19 protein-coding genes are annotated in these 18776 nt (G+C 70.1%); 3 read left to right on the forward strand and 16 right to left on the reverse strand.

All coding sequences use genetic code 11. The features are described 5' to 3' along the window. Positions 1-28 precede the first annotated feature (28 nt). The 6 genes from ccsB to hemL all read right to left on the reverse strand — a co-directional run bounded on the left by ccsB (position 29) and on the right by hemL (position 6169). Positions 29-1009: a c-type cytochrome biogenesis protein CcsB gene (gene ccsB, locus K9U37_RS00755; RefSeq protein WP_243070087.1), complete on the reverse strand. Its 981-nt coding sequence runs from the start codon at positions 1007-1009 to the stop codon at positions 29-31. A gap of 4 nt (positions 1010-1013) precedes the next feature. Then, complete coding sequence (resB, locus tag K9U37_RS00760; RefSeq protein WP_243070088.1) at positions 1014-2648, reverse strand: cytochrome c biogenesis protein ResB; 1635 nt, start codon at positions 2646-2648, stop codon at positions 1014-1016. Beyond that, entirely contained in the window at positions 2648-3427 is a 780-nt protein-coding gene (locus K9U37_RS00765) for a cytochrome c biogenesis CcdA family protein (RefSeq protein WP_243070089.1), read from the reverse strand. Before K9U37_RS00765 ends, resB begins: the two co-directional genes overlap by 1 nt. Then, positions 3424-4014 (reverse strand): TlpA disulfide reductase family protein, encoded by a 591-nt coding sequence (locus K9U37_RS00770; RefSeq protein ID WP_243073161.1) that lies wholly within the window; start codon positions 4012-4014, stop codon positions 3424-3426. The genes K9U37_RS00765 and K9U37_RS00770 overlap by 4 nt, the downstream gene beginning before the upstream one ends. Before the next feature lie 20 nt (positions 4015-4034). Continuing rightward, a complete protein-coding gene (locus K9U37_RS00775; protein WP_243073162.1) occupies positions 4035-4616 on the reverse strand; it encodes a histidine phosphatase family protein in 582 nt (193 codons plus the stop codon). 236 nt (positions 4617-4852) lie between these two features. After that, positions 4853-6169 carry a glutamate-1-semialdehyde 2,1-aminomutase gene (gene hemL / locus K9U37_RS00780; RefSeq protein WP_243070090.1) on the reverse strand — a complete coding sequence of 439 codons (1317 nt, stop codon included), beginning with the start codon at positions 6167-6169 and terminating at the stop codon, positions 4853-4855. 112 nt (positions 6170-6281) lie between these two features. Between hemL and K9U37_RS00785 the strand changes: the two genes are divergently transcribed. The 3 genes from K9U37_RS00785 to K9U37_RS20110 are packed head-to-tail and all read left to right on the forward strand — an operon-like array spanning position 6282 to position 9075. Next, positions 6282-6587 (forward strand): FeoA family protein, encoded by a 306-nt coding sequence (locus K9U37_RS00785; RefSeq protein WP_243070091.1) that lies wholly within the window; start codon positions 6282-6284, stop codon positions 6585-6587. Further along, entirely contained in the window at positions 6584-8539 is a 1956-nt protein-coding gene (feoB, locus tag K9U37_RS00790) for a ferrous iron transporter B (protein ID WP_272887999.1), read from the forward strand. Before K9U37_RS00785 ends, feoB begins: the two co-directional genes overlap by 4 nt. Then, positions 8533-9075 (forward strand): NifU family protein, encoded by a 543-nt coding sequence (locus tag K9U37_RS20110; protein ID WP_243070092.1) that lies wholly within the window; start codon positions 8533-8535, stop codon positions 9073-9075. Before feoB ends, K9U37_RS20110 begins: the two co-directional genes overlap by 7 nt. 99 nt (positions 9076-9174) lie before the next feature. On the opposite strand, the gene K9U37_RS00800 is transcribed toward K9U37_RS20110, so the two are convergent. The 10 genes from K9U37_RS00800 to K9U37_RS00845 all read right to left on the reverse strand — a co-directional run bounded on the left by K9U37_RS00800 (position 9175) and on the right by K9U37_RS00845 (position 18753). After that, positions 9175-11265, reverse strand: coding sequence for a heavy metal translocating P-type ATPase (locus tag K9U37_RS00800; protein WP_243070093.1), 2091 nt, complete (start codon positions 11263-11265; stop codon positions 9175-9177). Positions 11266-11351: 86 nt separating this feature from the next. Then, entirely contained in the window at positions 11352-11624 is a 273-nt protein-coding gene (locus tag K9U37_RS00805) for a hypothetical protein (protein ID WP_243070094.1), read from the reverse strand. Continuing rightward, positions 11621-12127, reverse strand: coding sequence for a transport-regulating membrane protein Mce1N (gene mce1N, locus K9U37_RS00810; RefSeq protein WP_243070095.1), 507 nt, complete (start codon positions 12125-12127; stop codon positions 11621-11623). The genes K9U37_RS00805 and mce1N overlap by 4 nt, the downstream gene beginning before the upstream one ends. Further along, entirely contained in the window at positions 12120-12569 is a 450-nt protein-coding gene (locus K9U37_RS00815) for a hypothetical protein (protein WP_243070096.1), read from the reverse strand. Before K9U37_RS00815 ends, mce1N begins: the two co-directional genes overlap by 8 nt. Before the next feature lie 360 nt (positions 12570-12929). Beyond that, positions 12930-13346, reverse strand: coding sequence for a hypothetical protein (locus tag K9U37_RS00820; RefSeq protein ID WP_243070097.1), 417 nt, complete (start codon positions 13344-13346; stop codon positions 12930-12932). After that, the gene (hemB, locus tag K9U37_RS00825) at positions 13343-14323 is read right to left on the reverse strand and encodes a porphobilinogen synthase (protein ID WP_243070098.1); all 981 of its coding nucleotides are present in this window, start codon (positions 14321-14323) and stop codon (positions 13343-13345) included. The genes K9U37_RS00820 and hemB overlap by 4 nt, the downstream gene beginning before the upstream one ends. Before the next feature lie 12 nt (positions 14324-14335). Beyond that, a complete protein-coding gene (locus K9U37_RS00830; RefSeq protein WP_243070099.1) occupies positions 14336-16027 on the reverse strand; it encodes a bifunctional uroporphyrinogen-III C-methyltransferase/uroporphyrinogen-III synthase in 1692 nt (563 codons plus the stop codon). Between the two features lie 35 nt (positions 16028-16062). Beyond that, positions 16063-17013, reverse strand: a complete 951-nt coding sequence (gene hemC, locus K9U37_RS00835; RefSeq protein ID WP_243070100.1) for a hydroxymethylbilane synthase — start codon at positions 17011-17013, stop codon at positions 16063-16065. Positions 17014-17018: 5 nt separating this feature from the next. Further along, entirely contained in the window at positions 17019-18386 is a 1368-nt protein-coding gene (locus K9U37_RS00840; RefSeq protein WP_243070101.1) for a glutamyl-tRNA reductase, read from the reverse strand. A 106-nt stretch (positions 18387-18492) separates the two neighbouring features. After that, positions 18493-18753, reverse strand: coding sequence for a glutaredoxin family protein (locus K9U37_RS00845; RefSeq protein WP_243070102.1), 261 nt, complete (start codon positions 18751-18753; stop codon positions 18493-18495). Positions 18754-18776: the final 23 nt, after the last annotated feature.

Raw genomic sequence — 18776 nt, forward strand, 5'->3', positions numbered from 1 at the left:
GTCGCGCGGTACTTCAAACCCTACCGGCTCAGCTGACGCCGGCGTACGAGTGCAGGCCGACGGTCACCAGGTTGATGAAGAACAGGTTGAACACCATCGCGACGAAGCCGACGACGTTGATCCAGGCAGCCTTCTTGTCCCGCCAGCCTGCGGTGGAGCGGGCGTGCAGGTAGGCGGCGTAGACCACCCACGCGATGAACGACACCGTCTCCTTGGGGTCCCAGCCCCAGTAGCGGCCCCACGCCTCCTCGGCCCAGATCGCGCCGAAGATCACACCGAAGCCGAAGATGGGGAACGCGAAGATCGAGGTGCGGTAGGCGATGCGGTCCAACGTCTGGGCATCGGGCAGCCGCTGGACGATGCGGGTCAACGCACCAGCCGGAGCGTCGGGCTGACCGAAGCGCGACATCTTCAGCAGGAACAGCATGCTGGCCACACCGGCGACCAGGAACACCCCGGAGCCCAGGCTGACCACCGACACGTGGATGGGCAGCCAGTAGGACTGCAGCGCGGGCATCACCGGCGCGGCGTTGGTGTAGAGCCACTTGCCGGATACAGCCAGCAGGATGAGCACCGGCACCAGGACGAACACCCACAGCGCGCGGTACTGGGGCTTACGCAGCACCACCGCGGCAGCGACCAGGCCGCAGAAGCTGGTCAGGTTGATGAACTCGTACATGTTGCCCCACGGCACGCGGGCCGTGGCCAGGCCGCGCAGCACGATGCAGGCGAACAGCAGCGCGATGCCGACGTACACCAGCGACAGGCCGGCCTTGCCGACCCGCTCGTCCAGCGAGCGTCCCGGTTCGTCGATGACGACGCCGGGGCGGTCGCTGTCGGCGGTCACCTTTCCGGCGGCGACGAGCTCGCGGGCGTCGACCGCCCGGCCGCGGCTGTAGGCCAGTTCCACGGCCAGCAGCAGCAGCGCGGCGACCAAAACGACGATCGACGAGGTGAACGCCCAGTCCGAGTAACGGGCCAGGCCGATGTCGATGTGCTCGGTATTCACGCTTCTAGACCTTCTCCTTCGACGGCGCCGCGGCCGGCAGATCCGTCAACAACCGCTCGGTGAGCTTCTCGAACTCGCTGCCCCACCCGGAGTTGTCGGTGCGGGCCAGTCCGCCCAGCTCGATGTTCACCGTACCGTCCGCCTGCGACGGAACAATCCTGGCCCAGACCCTGCGGCGGCGCACGATCAGCGACACCAGCAGGCCGGCCATCATCGCCATCGCGAACAGCAACACCCACAGCTGACCGGGGTCGTGGGAGACCTGGAGGTTGACGAACGGGGTGGCGCCGTCGAACGTGACGACCGTGCCGTCGTCGAGGCGCACCTGTTCGCCCTGGCGCAGGTTGACCCGCTTGACCTTGGTCAGCCGCTTCTGCTCGAGCAGCCGGTGGTCGAGGGTGAACAGCGACTGCGGGCGCCCGGAGTCCAGGCCGGCGTCCCCTCGGTAGACGTCGATGGCCACCGCCGGGTCCTTCAGGGTGGGATAGCTGGACGACAGCAGGGTGCCGTCGAGCTCCGCGGTCGGGGCGAACAGGCCCATGATCGCGAGTTGGTGCTTGCGGCGCTCGTCGGCATCGGGGTACATGCCGCCGGGCGGATCGACGCGTACGACGCCGGAGGACAGCAGGGTGCGCGCGTCGTCGGGCCGCCACTGCACGGTCTGGGTGCGCTTCTGCCCGTCGGGGAAGGTGACGGTGAAGGTGGGCGCGTATCCGTGGCCCTGCAGGTACACCCGGTCACCGCCGATGCGCAGCGGATGGTTGACCTCGAGGCGGTAGGGCCGCCAGGTTCCGGAGGTCAGGTCGTCGCCGGCCTGGTATTCGATGTTCGACGCGAACGCGGTGGCCTGCCCGTTGGGCAGGTAGCGGGCCTGGAAATCGTTGATCTTGATGCACATCGGATACAGCGACGTGCCGTCGACGTTGTTGCCCGCCCGGAAGGAGTCGAACGCGGCCGGCGAGGCCGAGCAGAAGCCGGGACCGCCGTTGGCGATGACGATGACGTTGCCCTCGTAGCCGAAAAACTTGCCGACGGCGATGGCCACCAGCAGACCCAGCAGCGAGAAGTGGAAGACGATGTTGCCGAACTCGTGCAGGTAGCCCTTCTCGGCGGAGACCTCGATGCCCTCGTCGGTTTCGCGGGTCACCCGTCGCCAGCCGCGCAGCCGCTGCGAGATCGCGGCCGCGGCCGCATCCGGGCTGCCGGCGACCTCGGCCTCGGCGTACTTGGGCAGCCGGGAGAGGTTGCGCGGGGCGGGAACCGGGGTGGAGCGCAGAGTGCGGACGTGTTCGATCATCCGCGGGGTGAGGCAGCCCACCAGCGAGATGAACAGCAGCGCGTAGATGGCGGTGAACCAGAAGCTCGAGAACACCTCGAAGAACTGCAGCCGGTTCAGCCAGCGCCCGATGATGTTGTGGTCGGCGATGTACTGGTCGACCTTGGCCTCGTTGAGGCTGCGCTGCGGCAGCAGCGCGCCCGGCACGGCGGCCAGCGCGAGCAGGAACAGCAGCACCAGTGCGGTGCCCATGGAGGTCAGGGCGCGCCAGGTGTTGCGGGCCAGCCGCCCGAGCAGACGCAAAGGTCCCCCATGCCTCGGCGTGTCGGGGTCTTTTGCGTCTGCTCGCGGTGGGGACGTCATCAGATCGGCAGCCTCACGTCGGAGACGAACGCGTCACGCACCCAGGACACGAAGTCGTTCCACACCCCGGTGACCAGGGCCAGGCCGACGACGATCAGCAGCACACCGCCGAACACCTGAATCGCGCGACTGTGTCGGCGCAACCACCCGAAACCGTTGACCGCCCAACCTGATCCGAGGGCGAGCAGCACAAACGGGATACCCAGGCCCAGGCAGTAGGCGATCACCAGGAGTACGCCGCGCGCGACGTTGGCGCCGTCGGTGGCCGAGGCGAGGGTGATCACCCCGGTCAGCGTGGGCCCCAGGCACGGCGTCCAGCCCAGCCCGAACACCGCACCCAGTACCGGCGCACCGGCGATCCCGGCGAACCGATGCGGGGTCAAGCGGGCCTGCCGCTGCAGCGCGGGAATGAACCCGATGAACACCAGGCCCATGACGATGGTCAGCACACCGCCCACGCGTTGCAGCAGAAGCTGATTGGTGATCAGCGTGGTCGTCATGCCCAGCACCGCGACGGTGCCGAGCACGAACACCGCGGTGAACCCGGCCACGAACAGCAGGGCCGATCCGGCCACCCGCCATCGCTGGGTCTTGATCGCGACCTGCCCGGTGGCGGCGTCGAGCTCGTCGACCCCGACCACGGCCGCCAGGTAGGACAGGTAGCCGGGTACCAACGGCACCACGCACGGCGAGGCGAACGACACCAGTCCGGCCAGCACGCACACCCCCAGGGCCAGCAGCAGCGGCCCCGCGGCGGCGGTCTGGGCGAATCCGGTCACGGGCCAGCCGGTTTCGGGGCCTGGCTCGGGCCTGCTTCGGCGGCCAGCCGCTGCACCACCGGCAGCAGATCCTCGGCCAGCAGCTCACGCAGGAACACCGCGGCCACCCGATGCTCACGATCGAGCACGACAGTCGACGGGATGACGGTGGTCGGATACTTGCCGCCGAAGGCGATCATCGTGCGCATCGCCGGGTCGTAGATCGACGGGAACGTGACCTTGCGGTCGACGACGAAATCCTGCGGCGCGGCGATGTCGTTGTCGCGCACGTCGATACCGAGGAACGCCACGCCGAGGTCGCGGGTCTGGTTGTAGACCTTCTCCAGCTGGGTGATCTCCGAGCGGCACGGGCCGCACCACTGGCCCCAGACGTTGATCACCACGACCTTGCCGTCGAAGTCCTCGAGCGAGACCGTTTTCGACGGGTCCATCAGAAGCGGGCCGGACAACGGCCCCGGGGTGCCGCGGCTGGCCGGCGGGTCATAGAAGATGTCGGTCTTGCCGCCGGGTGCGACGAACTCGAACGTCCCGCCCTGCGCGACCGCATCGTCACCGGTGGAGCAGCCGGCCAACAGGGCCGCCGCCATCAGGAAGACCGCCAGCCGCTTCACCGCCCGCCGAGCTCCGCGTAGCCCCAGCCGACGTACTCGTCGCCGTCGAAATAGAACGACGTCAGCGACGCAAGGTTGCACAGCCGCCTGGTCGGAAAGTGGTGCAGGGGTTGGTCGTTCATCGCCCGGCGCAGCGTCTCGACTGGCAGCTGATGACTGACGCACACCGCTTCGTGACCGGTGGCCTTGATCCGCGCCCGGCCCAGCGCCGCCTTCATCCGCGCGGCGACCTCGTGGTAGGGCTCACCCCACGACGGCGAGCGCGGGTTGCGCAGATGCCACCAGTTGCGCGGGTTGCGCAGCGCGCCGTCACCCGGGGAGACCTTCTCACCCTGAAAGACGTTGTGCGACTCGATGAGTTCATCGTCGACGTCGACGGTAAGACCGTGGTGGGCGGCGATGGCCGCGGCGGTCTCCTGCGCGCGTTCCAGCGGGGAGGCCACCACGTACACGATGTCACGGCTGGCCAACCAGCTGGCCACCGCCTGGGCCTGGGCGCGGCCGCGGTCGGAGAGGTGGTAGTCGGGCAGGCGCCCGTAGAGGATTCCCTCCGGGTTGTGCACCTCGCCGTGGCGCATCACGTGCACCGTCGTGCGTTCGCTCACTGCTCGGCTCCCGCTCGCTCCGGTCCTCGCTGCGCTGTGATCCTCGCTCGCCCTCGCCTTCGGTCGCTCACTGCTCGGCTCCCGCTCGCTCCGGTCCTCGCTGCGCTGCGATCCTCACTCGCCCTCGCCTTCGGTCGCTCACTGCTCGGCTCCCGCTCGCTCCGGTCCTCGCTGCGCTGCGATCCTCGCTCGCCCTCGCCTTCGGTCGCTCACTGCACGGCTCCCGCGGCGGCTCGCGCCGCGGCCGGAAGGGCGACGGCGATCCGGTCGAACGCGGCGTCATCCAAAGCGGCTGAGACGAACCAGGTTTCGAACGCGCTGGGCGGCGCGTACACACCGGCGTCGAGCAGAGCATGGAAGAAGGCCGGGAAGCGCCAGGTCGCACTGGCCCGCGCCGAGGCGAAGTCGGTGACCGGATCCTCGGCGAAGAACACCGACAGGAAGTTGCCGGCACGCGGAACCTGATGTGCCACACCGACTTCGGTGAGGGCATCGGCGAGCAGGCCGGCCAGCCGCTCGGCGTTGGCGTTCAGCTTCGCATAGACCGCGTCGTCGGCGTTGCGCAGCGTGGCAAGGCCGGCGGCCACCGCCACCGGGTTACCCGAGAGCGTGCCGGCCTGATACACCGGGCCCAGCGGCGCCAGGCGTTCCATCACATCGCGGCGGCCACCGAACGCCGCGGCGGGCAGTCCGCCGCTCATCACCTTGCCGAACGTGAACAGGTCGGCGTCAACCGGATCGACCCCGTACCACCCACTTCGGCTGATCCGGAAGCCGGTCATCACCTCGTCGATGATCAGCAGCGCGCCGTGCTCGGCGGTGATGCGGCGCAGCGCGGCGTTGTAGCCGGGCAGCGGGGCGACCGCGCCCATGTTGCCCGGGCAGGCCTCGGTAATGACCGCGGCGATCGTGTCACCGAACCTGGCGAACGACTCCTCCACCGCGGCGACGTCGTTGTAGGGCAACACGATAGTGTCGGCGGCGGTCGCGCCGGTGACACCCGGCGAGGACGGCAGGCCCAGCGTCGCGACACCCGAGCCCGCGTCGGCCAGCAGCGCATCGACGTGGCCGTGATAGCAGCCGGAGAACTTGATGACCTTCGAACGGCCGGTGAACCCGCGGGCCAGGCGCACCGCGCTCATGGTGGCCTCGGTGCCCGAGTTCACCAGCCGCACCCGCTCCACCGGTTCCACCCGGGCGACGATCTCGGCGGCCAGCTCCGTCTCCCCCGGCGTCGGGGCGCCGAACGACAACCCGTCGGCCGCCGCCCGCTGCACCGCCTCCACGACGGCGGGGTGGGCATGCCCGAGGATCATCGGGCCCCATGAGCACACCAAGTCGACGAAGCGGTTGCCGTCGGCGTCGGTCAGCCAGTACCCCTGCCCCGACGTGATGTAGCGGGGGGTGCCGCCGACGGAGTTGAAGGCCCGCACCGGCGAGTTCACCCCGCCGGGAATTACCGCGCAGGCCTCGGCGAACATCCTCGCCGAGACGGCGGTCGAGGCGGCCTGATCCGCACTGCTCATGGCCACCAGTGTCCCAGCCAGGACGGGATAGCCGACGACAGGGTGTAGGAGATCACTTTCCGGTGGTAGACACCGCGGGACGCTCGTATGCAGTAAGCCTATTCTTTTAGCCGTGTCCTCCGTATCCGACCGCATGAGCCGGCGCCGCCTGGCGTCCGGCGCTGAGGTGGACACCCCCGCCACAGTCACCCTCGCCGACCTCGAACGCGGCCAACGGGCCCGGGTTGTCGGCTACGGCGACGAGGTCGCCGGCAGCACCGCCCGCCGCTTCTTCGACCTGGGCATCGTGCCCGGCATCGAGGTCACCATGGTGCGCCGGGCACCGCTGCGCGACCCCGTGGTCTTCCGCGTCGGCGATTACGAGATCGCGCTGCGCGCCGCCCAGTCCCGCTGTATCCACGTGGAACCCGCAAGTTGAGCGGGCACCATCACCACGGCGGCGGCACCGCCGAGGCCAACGTCGGCCTGACCCGGTTCGCCGTGGTCGGCAGCCCCAACTCGGGCAAGACCACCCTGTTCAACGCCATGACCGGGCTGCACGCCAAGACCGGCAACTACCCCGGTGTGACCGTCGCCCGCTTCGAGGGCCGGATGCGACTGGGCGAGCACGACACCGTTGTCGTCGAGGACCTGCCCGGCACCTACAGCCTGGACCCGATCAGCCCGGACGAGCAGATCGTCGTCGACGTCCTCGACACTGACCACCACAACACCCGCGTCGACGTCCCCGACGCCCTGCTGGTCCTGCTCAACGCCACCACGCTGCGCCGCTCGCTGGGCCTGCTGGCCCAGCTGCTGCAGACCGGGCTGCCGGTGTGCGTGGTGCTGACTTTCGCCGACGACCTGGCCCGCCGCCGCGGACGCCTCGACGTCGAGGCACTGTCGAGAGCGCTGGGGGTTCCGGTGGTCGCGGTGGTGGCCGGGCACCGCGACGGTGTCGAGGCGCTGCGCGCGGTGATGGCCGACCACCGGTCGTGGACCACCCCGGTGGTGCTGCCGCCGACCGACACCGCCGAGGTCACCGCGTGGGTGGACTCGGTGCTGGCCGCCGCCGACTACAGCGTGCCCGACCTCGACCACCGCACCCGGCGAATCGACGCGGTGTTGCTGCACCCGGTGGCCGGCACCGTGGTGTTCCTGCTGACGATGTTCGTCTTCTTCCAGACGATCTTCACCGTCGCCGCCCCGCTGCAGGATTTGGTCGGGCGGTTCTTCGGCTGGCTGGGCGAGCTCGTCGCCGAGCACATCCACATCTCGTGGCTCTCGGCGTTTTTGTCCGAGGCGGTCATCGGCGGTGTGGGCAGCGTGTTGGTGTTCGTGCCGCAGATCGCGCTGTTGTTCATCCTGATCGCATTGCTCGAAGGCACCGGCTACCTGGCCCGCGCGGCGTTCCTGATGGATCGCGTGATGGCGCGGGCCGGGCTGGAGGGCCGCGCATTCGTGGCGCTGCTGTCCTCGGTGGCGTGCGCGATCCCGGGGATCATGGCGACCCGGTCGCTGCCGTCGGCCAAGGACCGGCTGGCCACGATGATGGGCGCGCCGCTGATGACCTGCTCGGCGCGGCTGCCGGTGTACATCCTGCTGATCAGCATGCTGTTGAGCGCCGACGCGCGGGTCGGCCCGTTCAGCGCGCGCGGCGTGGTGATGTTCGTGCTCTACCTGCTGGGCGCGGTGGCCGCGATGACGGTCGCCGCGGTCTTCAAGCGGCTGACATCGCGGGGTGTTCCGCTGCTGCCGTTCTACATGGAGATGCCGCCGTACCAGATTCCGCGGCTGCGGACGGTGGCCGCCGAGGTGTGGACCGCCGCCTCGGCGTTCCTGCGCAAAGTCACCTCGATCATCCTGGCCACCACCGTGGTGTTGTGGGTGCTGCTCAACCTGCCGCTGCGCCCTGACGCCGAGATCGCCGCTGCCGGCGTGGACACCTCCGACCGTGCGGCGGTGTCGGCCTACGTGCTGGACCACTCGTATGCAGCGTCGGTGGGACGCGCGATCGAGCCGGTCTTCGAGCCGCTGGGCTTCGACTGGCGGATCAACATCGGCATCCTGTCCTCGCTGGCGGCGCGGGAGACGTTCGTCGCCACCCTCGGTCAGGTCGCTGCCGCGCAGACGCCCGACGACCCGGCGTCCTCGCTGCGCGCGATGCGCGTCGAGGACGGGCCGTCGGCCGGCCGGGTGCTGTTCGACGCGCCGACCATCGCGGCGCTGCTGGTGTTCTTCATGTTCGCGCTGCAGTGCATGTCGACGGTGGGTGTGCTGCGCCGCGAGACCGGCTCGTGGAGGTGGCCGGCGATCGCGTGGGCCTACATGTTCGCGCTGGCGTGGGTGCTGGCGTTCCTGACCCGTAGTGTCGTCGCGGCCGGGTGGTGATCGGTCTGCACGCCGAACGGGTGACCGGCGAACCGCAGGCGGTGCGCTGGGTGGTAGCGACCGAGGGTGTTGCGCTCGGGCGGGTGGTGAGCGCGCCCGGCGATCTGGGGCGGCTGCTGGCCGACGGCACGCTGACCGCAGGCCTGGTGGAGCGCACGGCGGTGTGGCTGTGGCTGCGCGGGGGACTGTCCTGGCGCGACGAAGGAGCGCCGGTCTCCGCGGCGCTGCGGGCGGCGCTCGCCGAGCCGCGCGCCTGGGTGATCGAACCCGCTGCCGGGGAGATTCTGGAACGGGTGACCGCGGATCTTCTCGACGGATCGGTGGGCGACTTCGTGCGCTCGCATGGCGGATCGGTGACGGCCGAACGCGACGGCGAGGTCGTGACGGTGAAGCTGGGCGGGGCGTGCGAGCATTGCCCGGCCGCCGAGCACACGCTGTATCAGCGCCTCATCGGCGAGCTTCGCCGCCGGTGTCCGAATCTCGTCGAACTGGACTCCGGCGGTGGGCGGCCGGGCCTGACCTTGGCGGACAGCTGAACGTGCGCTGCTGACCGCGGCATCGAGTCTGCGTCGGGCCGGGGTCCGATGAGGAACATTCGGTTGTCCCCGAAGGAGCGCCACACCACGGATGTGACGTCAGCGAAACCGCTTGAGCCGCAGGCTGTTCGTGACCACCAGCACCGAGGAGAACGCCATCGCCGCGCCCGCGATCATCGGGTTGAGCAGGCCCAGCGCCGCCAGCGGGATGGCCGCCACGTTGTAGCCGAACGCCCAGAACAGGTTCTGCTTGATGATCCGCAGCGTGCGCGCCGAGAGCCGCAGCGCGGTCGGCACCGTGCGCAGGTCACCGCGGACCAGCGTGATGTCACCGGCCTCGATGGCGGCGTCGGTTCCGGTACCCATGGCCATACCGACGTCGGCGGTGGCCAGCGCGACGGAGTCGTTGACACCATCGCCGACCATCGCGACCTTGCGCCCCTGATCCTGCAGACGCTTGATGGCGTCGGCCTTTTCCGAGGGCAGCACGCCGGCGATCACGTCACCGGGGGCGATACCGACCTCGGTGGCCACCCGCGCGGCCACGGCCGCGTTGTCACCGGTGAGCAGCACCGGGGTGATGCCCATCGACTTCAATTCGGCGATCGCGTCGGCACTGGTCGGCTTCACGGCGTCGACCAACCGGATCACGCCGCGCTCCGAACCGTCCCAACTGACCCCGACGCTGGTGCGCCCGTCGTCGTCGGACGCCCGCGCCACCCGGACCGTCAGCCCGTCGACCACACCGTGCACTCCCGTGCCGGGCTCGTTGACGAAGTCGCTGACCGCCGCAACGGCGAGCCCGCGCTCACGGGCGGCGGCCACGACTGCCACGGCCACCGGATGCTCGGAGGCCGACTCGACGGCAGCCGCACGAGCCAGCACTGTGTCGGGCTCGGCGCCCTCGACCGCAGCGACGGCCATGGTGCCGGTGGTGACCGTTCCGGTCTTGTCCAGCACGACGGTGTCGATGCCGGTGACGGTCTCGAGCACCTGCGGCTCCTTGATGAGCACGCCGAGTTGCGCGCCGCGGCCGGTGCCCACCAGAATCGCCGTCGGAGTGGCCAGACCAAGAGCGCACGGGCAGGCGATGATCAGCACCGCGACCGCGGCGGTGAACGCCGCCGTGACGGGCTGCCCGGAGAGCAGCCACGCCGCCAGCGTGACGGCCGCGATGGCGAGCACCACGGGCACGAACACCGCCGAGACGCGGTCTGCCAAGCGCTGGATCGAGGCCTTGCCGCTCTGCGCGTCGGCGACCATCCGCGCCATCCGGGACAGCTGGGTGTCAGCGCCAACCCGGCTGGCGCGCACCAGGATTCGCCCGTAGGTGTTGACCGCGCCGCCGAGCACCTCGGCGCCGGCACGAACGTCCACCGGCACCGACTCACCCGTCATCGCCGAGGTGTCCAGCGCCGAGGCCCCGTCGACGACGACGCCGTCGGTGGCCACCCGCTCACCGGGACGCACCACGATCACGTCACCCACCCGCAACTCCTCGGCAGGTATGCGGACCTCGGCGTCCTCGCGCAGCACCACGGCCTCCTTGGCCCCCAGCGACAGCAACGCGCGCAGGGCCGCTCCGGCCGACCGCTTGGCCTTTGCCTCGGCGTAGCGGCCGGCCAGCAGGAACACCGTGACGGCCGCGGCCACCTCGAGGTACACGTGGCCATGGCCGGTGACGACCGCGACCACCGACCACAGATAGGCCGCCAGCGTGCCGATCGACACCAGGGTGTCCATGGTCGACGAGCCGTGCCGCGCGCTGTTGAGCGCGGCCTTGTGGAACGGGTAGCCGCCCCAGAACACGATCGGCGTGGCCAGCGCCAACACCAGCCACTGCCAGCCCGGGAACTGCCACGGCATCACCATCGACAGCGCTAGCACTGGGACCGCCAGCACGGCCGATCCGATCAGCCGCGGTCGCAGCTGATCGGTGGGCACGTCGTGATTCATGTGGTCGTGACCCATGTGGCCGGAATGGTCGATCACCGAGGCGTGGTAGCCGGTGTCCTCCACGGCATGGATCAGATCGTGCTGCGAGACCTGCGGCCCGTGTTCGACGTGCGCGCGCTCGACGGCGAAGTTCACCGTCGCCTGCACACCGTCGAGGTCGTTGAGGCTGCGCTCGATCTTGGCCGCGCACGATGCGCAGCTCATGCCGCTCAACTGCAGATCGGTCGTCGCCATACTGGTGACTATACCCCTAGGGGGTATCTCGTCAAGGGGGGTGTGCGCGACGTGACGCAACGGCGTCGAGGTCTACAAGCTGCCGACTACGGTGCAGGTGCTGAAAGGCCAGACTCGGGTGTTCTGAGCCGGCGTCTGCCGCGAACCAGCCCGGCCACACCGAGGACCAGCAGCACGCCGGCGGCGGTGGCCAGCAGCATGGTCAGCAGCATCATCGGCGGACTGTAGGCCACCGACGTAGTGGCGGGCTGGCCGTCGGCGATCGGCGCCACCTCGACGATGGTGCGTACCCGCAGCCAGCTGAGCACCGCGCCGATCAGGGCGAGAGCGGCCAGCACGAGCTGGACGACGTGCCTCACGGTGTGCGTTCCTCGACCAGGTGGGTCAGCGCTTCCCGAAGCTCGCGATGCTTGCGCGCCCAGGCCTGGGCCGTGCGATCGCCGGTCAGCTCGATGCCGACGCCCTTCCGTCCGCGGGGCACGCCACTGAGCTCGCCCAGCGCCCGAGACGTCTGCCACGTCTCCAACAGCGCGCCGGGCTTCGTAGATTTCGCCGTGTGCTTGGCTTCGGGAAACACCGCGACGATGGTCCGGACCGGGATGACCTCGATACCCTGCCGCAACGAATCGGCGGTGAGCTCGACGCTGGCGTGGATCCGCGCGGCGTGAACCTGCAGCCACAGGAAGCCGGTGACCAGCACCAGGAAGATCAGCGGTATCGCCGGCTGAAAGCCCACCCCACCCTTGAACTGGATGAGCAGCATCGCCAGGCCCGACGCGGGCCCGGCGAGCAGCCAGTTCCAGCTGGCTCCCTGTTCGTAGAACAGGGGCGCCTCATGCTCGACGAGCTGCTCCTCAGGCATCGGGCCGTGATTCCGGGTCGGGGTTGAACCACTTGGCCACCGGCGGACGGCTCAGCAGCAGCGTGCCGACGATGATCGGCACCAGACTCAGCAGGGCGAAGATGTGCGTGCCGAAGAACACCGCGATCAGACCGACGAGGACGACGATCGCCAGGCCCAGACCCATGGTGGCCCGGCGGAACCGGGGATCACCCGCGCGGGTGCGCACCGCGAGGGCGGCCAGGGCGACGGCGGCCAGCGCGCACACCACCCCGGAGCCGCGGTGGAAACGCAGGTAGTCGCGGATGGTCTGGTCCGACACCGACGGGCCGGCCGCCTTCCGCAGGGTGTCGAAACCCAGCGCGGCGGCCAGCAGTCCGTCGGCGAGCAACAGCACGGCGCCGACGACCAGGAGCCAGAAGGCGGCTTCGACCGCGCGGGGCCGGGGTTCGGTTGGGGTCATCGTCGGGCAGCCTAGTCGCCGACGATGCGGGCCGGTCCGCGGCCCGAGGAGGAGGCGGCCGTTGGGCCTGAGTCGCCGACGATGCGGGCCGGTCCGCGGCCCGAGGAGGAGGCGGCCGTTGGGCCTGAGTCGCCGACGATGCGGGCCGGTCCGCGGCCCGAGGAGGAGGCGGCCGTTGGGCCTGAGTCGCCGACGATGCGGGCCGGTCCGCGGCCCGAGGAGGAGGCGGCCGTTGGGCCTGAGTCGCCGACGATGCGGGCCGGTCCGCGGCCCGAGGAGGAGGCGGCCGTTGGGCCTGAGTCGCCGACGATGCGGGCCGGTCCGCGGCCCGAGGAGGAGGCGGCCGTTGGGCCTGAGTGGTCACTTGGTGAAGAACCCGTGCGCGTCCTGGCGGTGCAGCAGATAGGTGCCGCCCACGATCAGCACCGACCCGATGATTCCGGTGACCGCGAACGTCACCGCAGCCACCGGCTCGCGGGGTACGGAGAACAAGCTGGCCGCGGTGTAGATGACGGTGGCCACCCCGCCACCGGTCAGCAGGGTACGGGTCCAGCGGTAGCCCGAGCGCATCAGCAGCAGGAAGGTCAGCACCACCGCCCCCAGCGTCAGCGCGAAGAGCGTGGTGATCGCGACGGCGAGGGAGGAGGCGTGCTTGACCGTGAACGCGTCGACCAGGTAGCCGGTCAGCAGCAGCGGCAGCGCGACGAGCCACAGCCAGAAGCCGGTGTCGACGTCGTCCGGGCGGGCCGGTGCGCCCGTCGGTTGGGGTGGTGTCACGCCAGCCAGCCCGCGACGTCGGCCGCCCAGTAGGTGAGCACGATGTCGGCACCCGCGCGGCGGATGCTGGTCAGCGACTCCACCGCGGCGGCGCGGCCGTCGACCCAGCCGTTGGCCGCGGCGGCGCTGATCATCGCGTACTCACCGGAGACCTGGTAGGCGGCCACCGGCACCGGTGACACCTCGGCCGCCGCGCGCACGATGTCGAGGTAGGCCATCGCGGGCTTGACCATCACGATGTCGGCGCCCTCGTCGAGGTCGAGCTCGATCTCGCGCAACGCCTCCCGCGCATTGCCGCTGTCCTGCTGATAGGTGCGGCGATCACCCTGCAGGCTGGAGGCCACCGCCTCGCGGAACGGACCATAGAACGCCGAGGCGAACTTCGCGGCGTAGGCCAGGATGATCACGTCGGTGAAACCCGCCGCATCCAGGCCGTCCCGGATGGCGGCCACCTGACCGTCCATCATGCCGCTGGGGCCCACCACGTGGGCGCCGGATTCCGCTTGTGCCACAGCCAGTTTCGTGTACTGCGCGTTGGTGGCGTCGTTGTCCACCCGACCGCGAGCGTCGAGCACCCCGCAGTGGCCGTGGTCGGTGAACTCATCAAGGCAGGTGTCGGCCATCAGGACGGTGTGATCGCCGAAGTCCTTGGCAAGATCGCGCAGAGCGACGTTGAGGATCCCGTCGGGGTCGACACCGCACGACCCGACGGCGTCCTTGTCCTCGTCGCGCGGCACCCCGAACAGCATCAGCCCGCCGACGCCGGCCTCGACCGCCTCGGCGGCCGCGCGGCGCAGCGAGTCGCGGGTGTGCTGCACAACCCCGGGCATCGACGCGATCGGCCGGGGCTCGTCGATGCCGTCGGCGACGAACATCGGCAGCACCAGATGCCGTGGCTCCAGCGAGGTCTGGGCGACCAGCCGGCGCAGCGCCGGCGTCGAGCGCAACCGGCGTGGGCGGTGCCTCGGGAAGGACATGCGGCCCCTCTCTTAGCGGCGGCGGCTCTTCTTGCGGGGCGGGGGCAGCGCGCCCTCGGCACGCAGCCGGGCCGCATGCTCGGCCAGCGCGTCGACCAGCGGGCCCACCGCGGCGGTCTCCGGCTGCACATCGACCCGCAACCCGAACTCGGCCGCCGTCTCGGCCGTCTTCGGCCCGATGCAGGCCACGATGGTCCGGGCGTGCGGCTTGCCGGCGATGCCGACCAGGTTGCGCACCGTCGAACTCGACGTGAAGCACACCGCGTCAAACCCACCGGTCTTGATCATCTCGCGGGTCTCGGCCGGCGGCGGGGCCGCACGCACGGTGCGGTAGGCGGTGACGTCCTCGATCTCCCAGCCCCGTTCGCGCAGACCCTCGGCCAGCGTCTCGGTGGCGATGTCGGCGCGCGGCAGCAACACCCGGTTGACCGGGTCGAAAATGCCGTCGTACTCCGGGAATTCGTCGAGCAGGCCCAGCGAGGACTGCTCACCGGAGGGCACCAGCTCGGGGCTGACACCGAAGGCGCGCACACGATCGGCGGTGGACTCACCGACACAGGCGATCTTCACACCGGAGAACGCCCGGGCGTCCAGACCGAACTCGCCGAACTTCTCCCAGACTGCGCGCACCGCGTTGGTGGAGGTGAACACCACCCACTGGTAGCGGCCGTCGACCAAACCCTTGACGGCCCTTTCCATCTGGGCCGGGCTGCGCGGCGGCTCGACGGCGATGGTCGGCACCTCGATGGGCAGTGCGCCGTGGGCGACCAGCCGATCGCTCATCTCGCCGGCCTGGTCCTTGGTGCGCGGCACCAGCACGGTCCAGCCGTACAGGGCGCGGCTCTCCCACCAGTTCAGCTTCGCGCGGTGCGCCACGGTCTTGCCGATGGTGACCACCAGCGTGCCGGTCAGCGAGCCCGCCGGGTCGTTGCCGCCGGCCAGGGTGGCACGGTCGGTCAGACCCGCCAGTGTCGTCTCCACCGAGCGCTGACCGCAGGTGGTGCCGTTGCAGGTCACCACGCTCGGGGTGCTCGCGGCCAGGCCGTACTCGATCAAAGTGCGCGCGGCGTCCGGTAGATGCGAGGCCGCCGCGGTCAGGATCAGCGGGCCGGGCGCGGCGGCCAGGGCCGCCCAGTCCACCTCACCGCGGACGTCGGCCACGGTGTGCGCCGAGCCCAGCGGCAGGCCCGCGTAGGTCGGCACCGCGCTGGTGGCGGGCAGTCCGGGAACGATCTCGAACTCCATGTGCGTCTTGGCCACGGCGTTGACCTCGGCGATCACCGAGTCCACCGACAGCGGGTCACCGGCGACCAAGCGCACGACGTCGAAGCCTGCCTTGGACTCGGCCACCAGGATCTCGGCCACTTCGGCTGGGTCGCCGAGCGCGGGCCGGATGTCCGGGCCCACCGACACCACCGGCGGGGCGATCTCGTCGGCGATCGGCCCGTCGGAGTCCTGGCCGAGGGTCTGCTCGCGCGGCGCGCCCTTCTCCGGCGCGGGGGCGGGGCCGACCGCGGGCGGCAGATCGGTGCCGACGACGTTGAGGACGGCCTGGGGCACGTCGGGGTCGGTGAGGACCAGGGCGGCATTGGCGAGAACCGCGCGGGCACGCGTCGTCAGCAGATTTGGGTCACCGGGACCCGAGCCGACGAACGTGATGTGTCCCGGCTTCGCCTTGCGCCGCCCGCTACCGTGGCCAGTCATCGCTTCACTCCCGCTCTACTCCGCCATCTCGTTCGTCACGGAGCTCGTGTCGACATGACCTCGCGTGCACCGAGTTCGAACAACTCCCCGGCCACCGAGAGCCCCAGCTCTGCGGACCGGCCGGGCGTGCCGACACCGGACGCGCGGATCACGTCGGATCCGTCTGCCGCCGCCACGCAGGCGCGCAGTGACAGCTCCTCGAAGACGCGGCCGTCGTCATCGATGGACTCGACCACCTCGGCGATCGCTCCCACCGGTGCCGAACAACCGGCCTCCAGTTCGGCCAGCAGGACTCGCTCCGCAGTGACCGCGGCGCGGGTGTCGGGGTCGTCCAACTCCGCCAACAGCGCCGCGAGCTCGGCGTCGCCTGCGCGGCACTCCACCGCGAGCGCACCTTGAGCCGGCGCCGGCAACATCTGCACCGGCTCCAGCGTCTCGGTGACATCGCCGAGTCGTCCAAGACGGGCCAACCCCGCCCGGGCCACCACGATGGCGTCGAGATCACCACTGCTTACCCTGTTCAACCTGGTGTCTAGGTTGCCTCTTAGGGGGCGGATTTCCAAACCGAGACCCAGTGCTTTAAGCTGCGCGGCCCTGCGCACGGACGACGTGCCGATCACCGAGCCCGCCGGCAACTCTCCCAGGACGAGCCCGTCGCGGGCCACCAGGGCGTCGCGCGGGTCCTCACGGCGCGGTATCGCGGCGATGACGAACCGGTCGTCGGCGGCGGTCGGCAAATCCTTGTACGAGTGCACGGCCATGTCGACCCGGCCGTCGGCGATGGCCTCGCGCAGCGCCGCGGTGAACACACCCACCCCGATCTCGGCAACCGGCAGCTGCGAGCGGTCACCCTCGGTGCTGATGACGACCAGTTCGGCGCGATGCCCGCGCCCAATGAGTTCGTCCCTGATGGTCCCGGCCTGGGTCGTCGCCAGCAGGCTGCCCCGGGTGCCGATCCTGATGACCGCGTTGTCGCTGTCGGTCAATCGTCCTACTCGGTGTGGTCGGGCAGGCTGGCGTCGAATTCCGGTGCCACGAGCGGTAGTTCGCCTGCCGCCACGGCGTCGACGGCCTGCGGATCGAGTTCGAAGAGTTCACGCAACGCTTCGGCGTAGCTGTTGCCGCCAGGTGCGCTGGCCAGCTGCTTGACCCGCACCGTGGGGGCATGCAGCAGCTTGTCGACCACCCGGCGCACGGTGCGTGCCACCTCGTCGCGCTGGGTGTCGTCCAGCCCCGGCAACCGGTTCTCCAGCCGCAGCAGCTCGCCCTCGACGACGTCGGCGGCGCGTTGCCGAAGGGCGGTGACGGTCGGGGTGACCTCGGCCATCCGCTGCCCGGCCAGGTAGGCAGCAACCTCTACTGCAACGATCCGGCGGGCGGCCTCGGCGTCGGTGGCGGCGGCACGGGCCGACGGTTCGCGCTGCACCCGGTCCATGTCGACGACCGAGACGCCGGGCAGACCGGCAACGGCGGGGTCGACGTCGCGGGGCATACCCAGGTCGCACAACACCAGCGGCTGGGTGGCCTCGTCGCGCCGGCTAGCGGCCAGCGCGTGGTACACATCGGCCAGCGACACCACCGGCCGGACCGCGCCGGTGCAGCTGACCACCACGTCGGCGGCGGCCAGCGCGGTGGACAGGTGCTCGAGCGAGAGGGCCTCGGCGCCGATGCCCTGCTCCCGGATGTTCTCGACCAACCGCTGGGCGCGCGGCAGCGAACGGTTGACGACGTGGATGTGGGTGACGCCGGCGCGTACCAGGTGCGCAACCGACAGTCCGCCCATCGAACCGGCGCCGACCACCGCGGCCGTGCGACCCGTGAGCCCGTCAAGACGGGAGCCGGCGATGTCCAGGGCAACCGACACCACGCTGGCGCCTGCGGCGTCGATGGCGGTCTCGGAATGCACCCGCTTGCCGACCGACAGGGCACGCTGGGCCAGGTCGTGCAGGATCTTGCCGACGGTGCGATTGGCCTCGGCGGTGGCGTAGGCGCGGCGAACCTGGCCCAGCACCTGCTGTTCGCCGATGACCGCACTGTCCAGACCGCTGGCCACCGCGAAGAGGTGCTCGACAGCGGCCTCGCTGTAGCGAACGTAGGCGTACTTGGTCAGATCGCTCATCGACATGCCGGAGTGCTCGGCGAGCACTTGGCCGATCGCCGACAGACCGCCGTGGAAGGCGTCGACCACGGCGTAGACCTCGACCCGGTTGCAGGTCGACAGCACCATGGCTTCGGTCACCAACGGAGATTGGAGCACCTGGTCGATGATCTTGACCTGGTCAGACTCGTCGGTAGACAGCTGCTCGAGGACGGAGACCGGAGCGCTGCGATGCGACACCCCAAACAGCAGGACGCTCACGGCACGATCACCTGGCCTGCTCCCTCGCTGTCGCGCAGTTGTCCGTTAGTGAAACTTACTTCCACGGTAATCCCGGCGCAGCCGGCTCACCAAATTCTCGTGGTGTTCACCCGAGCGCTAAATCGGCCCGCAGCCGCGCCTCGTCGATATCCCAGTAGCTGTGCTCACGGCCGTCGAGCAGAACGACGGGCAACCGGTCGCCGAATTCGGCCCGCAGTGCCGAGTTCCCAGCGGCCGCAGCGGCGTCGACATCGGTGCTGGACAGGTCGAAATCCAGCTCGGCGGACAGCTCGGTCAGCCGGTCGTATACCCGGTGGCAAAGGGTGCACCCGGCGCGGGTCAGCAGTTCGACATGTCGGCGGCTCACCCGAGCCAGTATCCCAGTTAGGG

The sequence above is a fragment of the Candidatus Mycolicibacterium alkanivorans genome (genome assembly GCF_022760805.1).
In the GTDB taxonomy this organism is placed as follows: Bacteria; Actinomycetota; Actinomycetes; order Mycobacteriales; family Mycobacteriaceae; genus Mycobacterium; species Mycobacterium alkanivorans.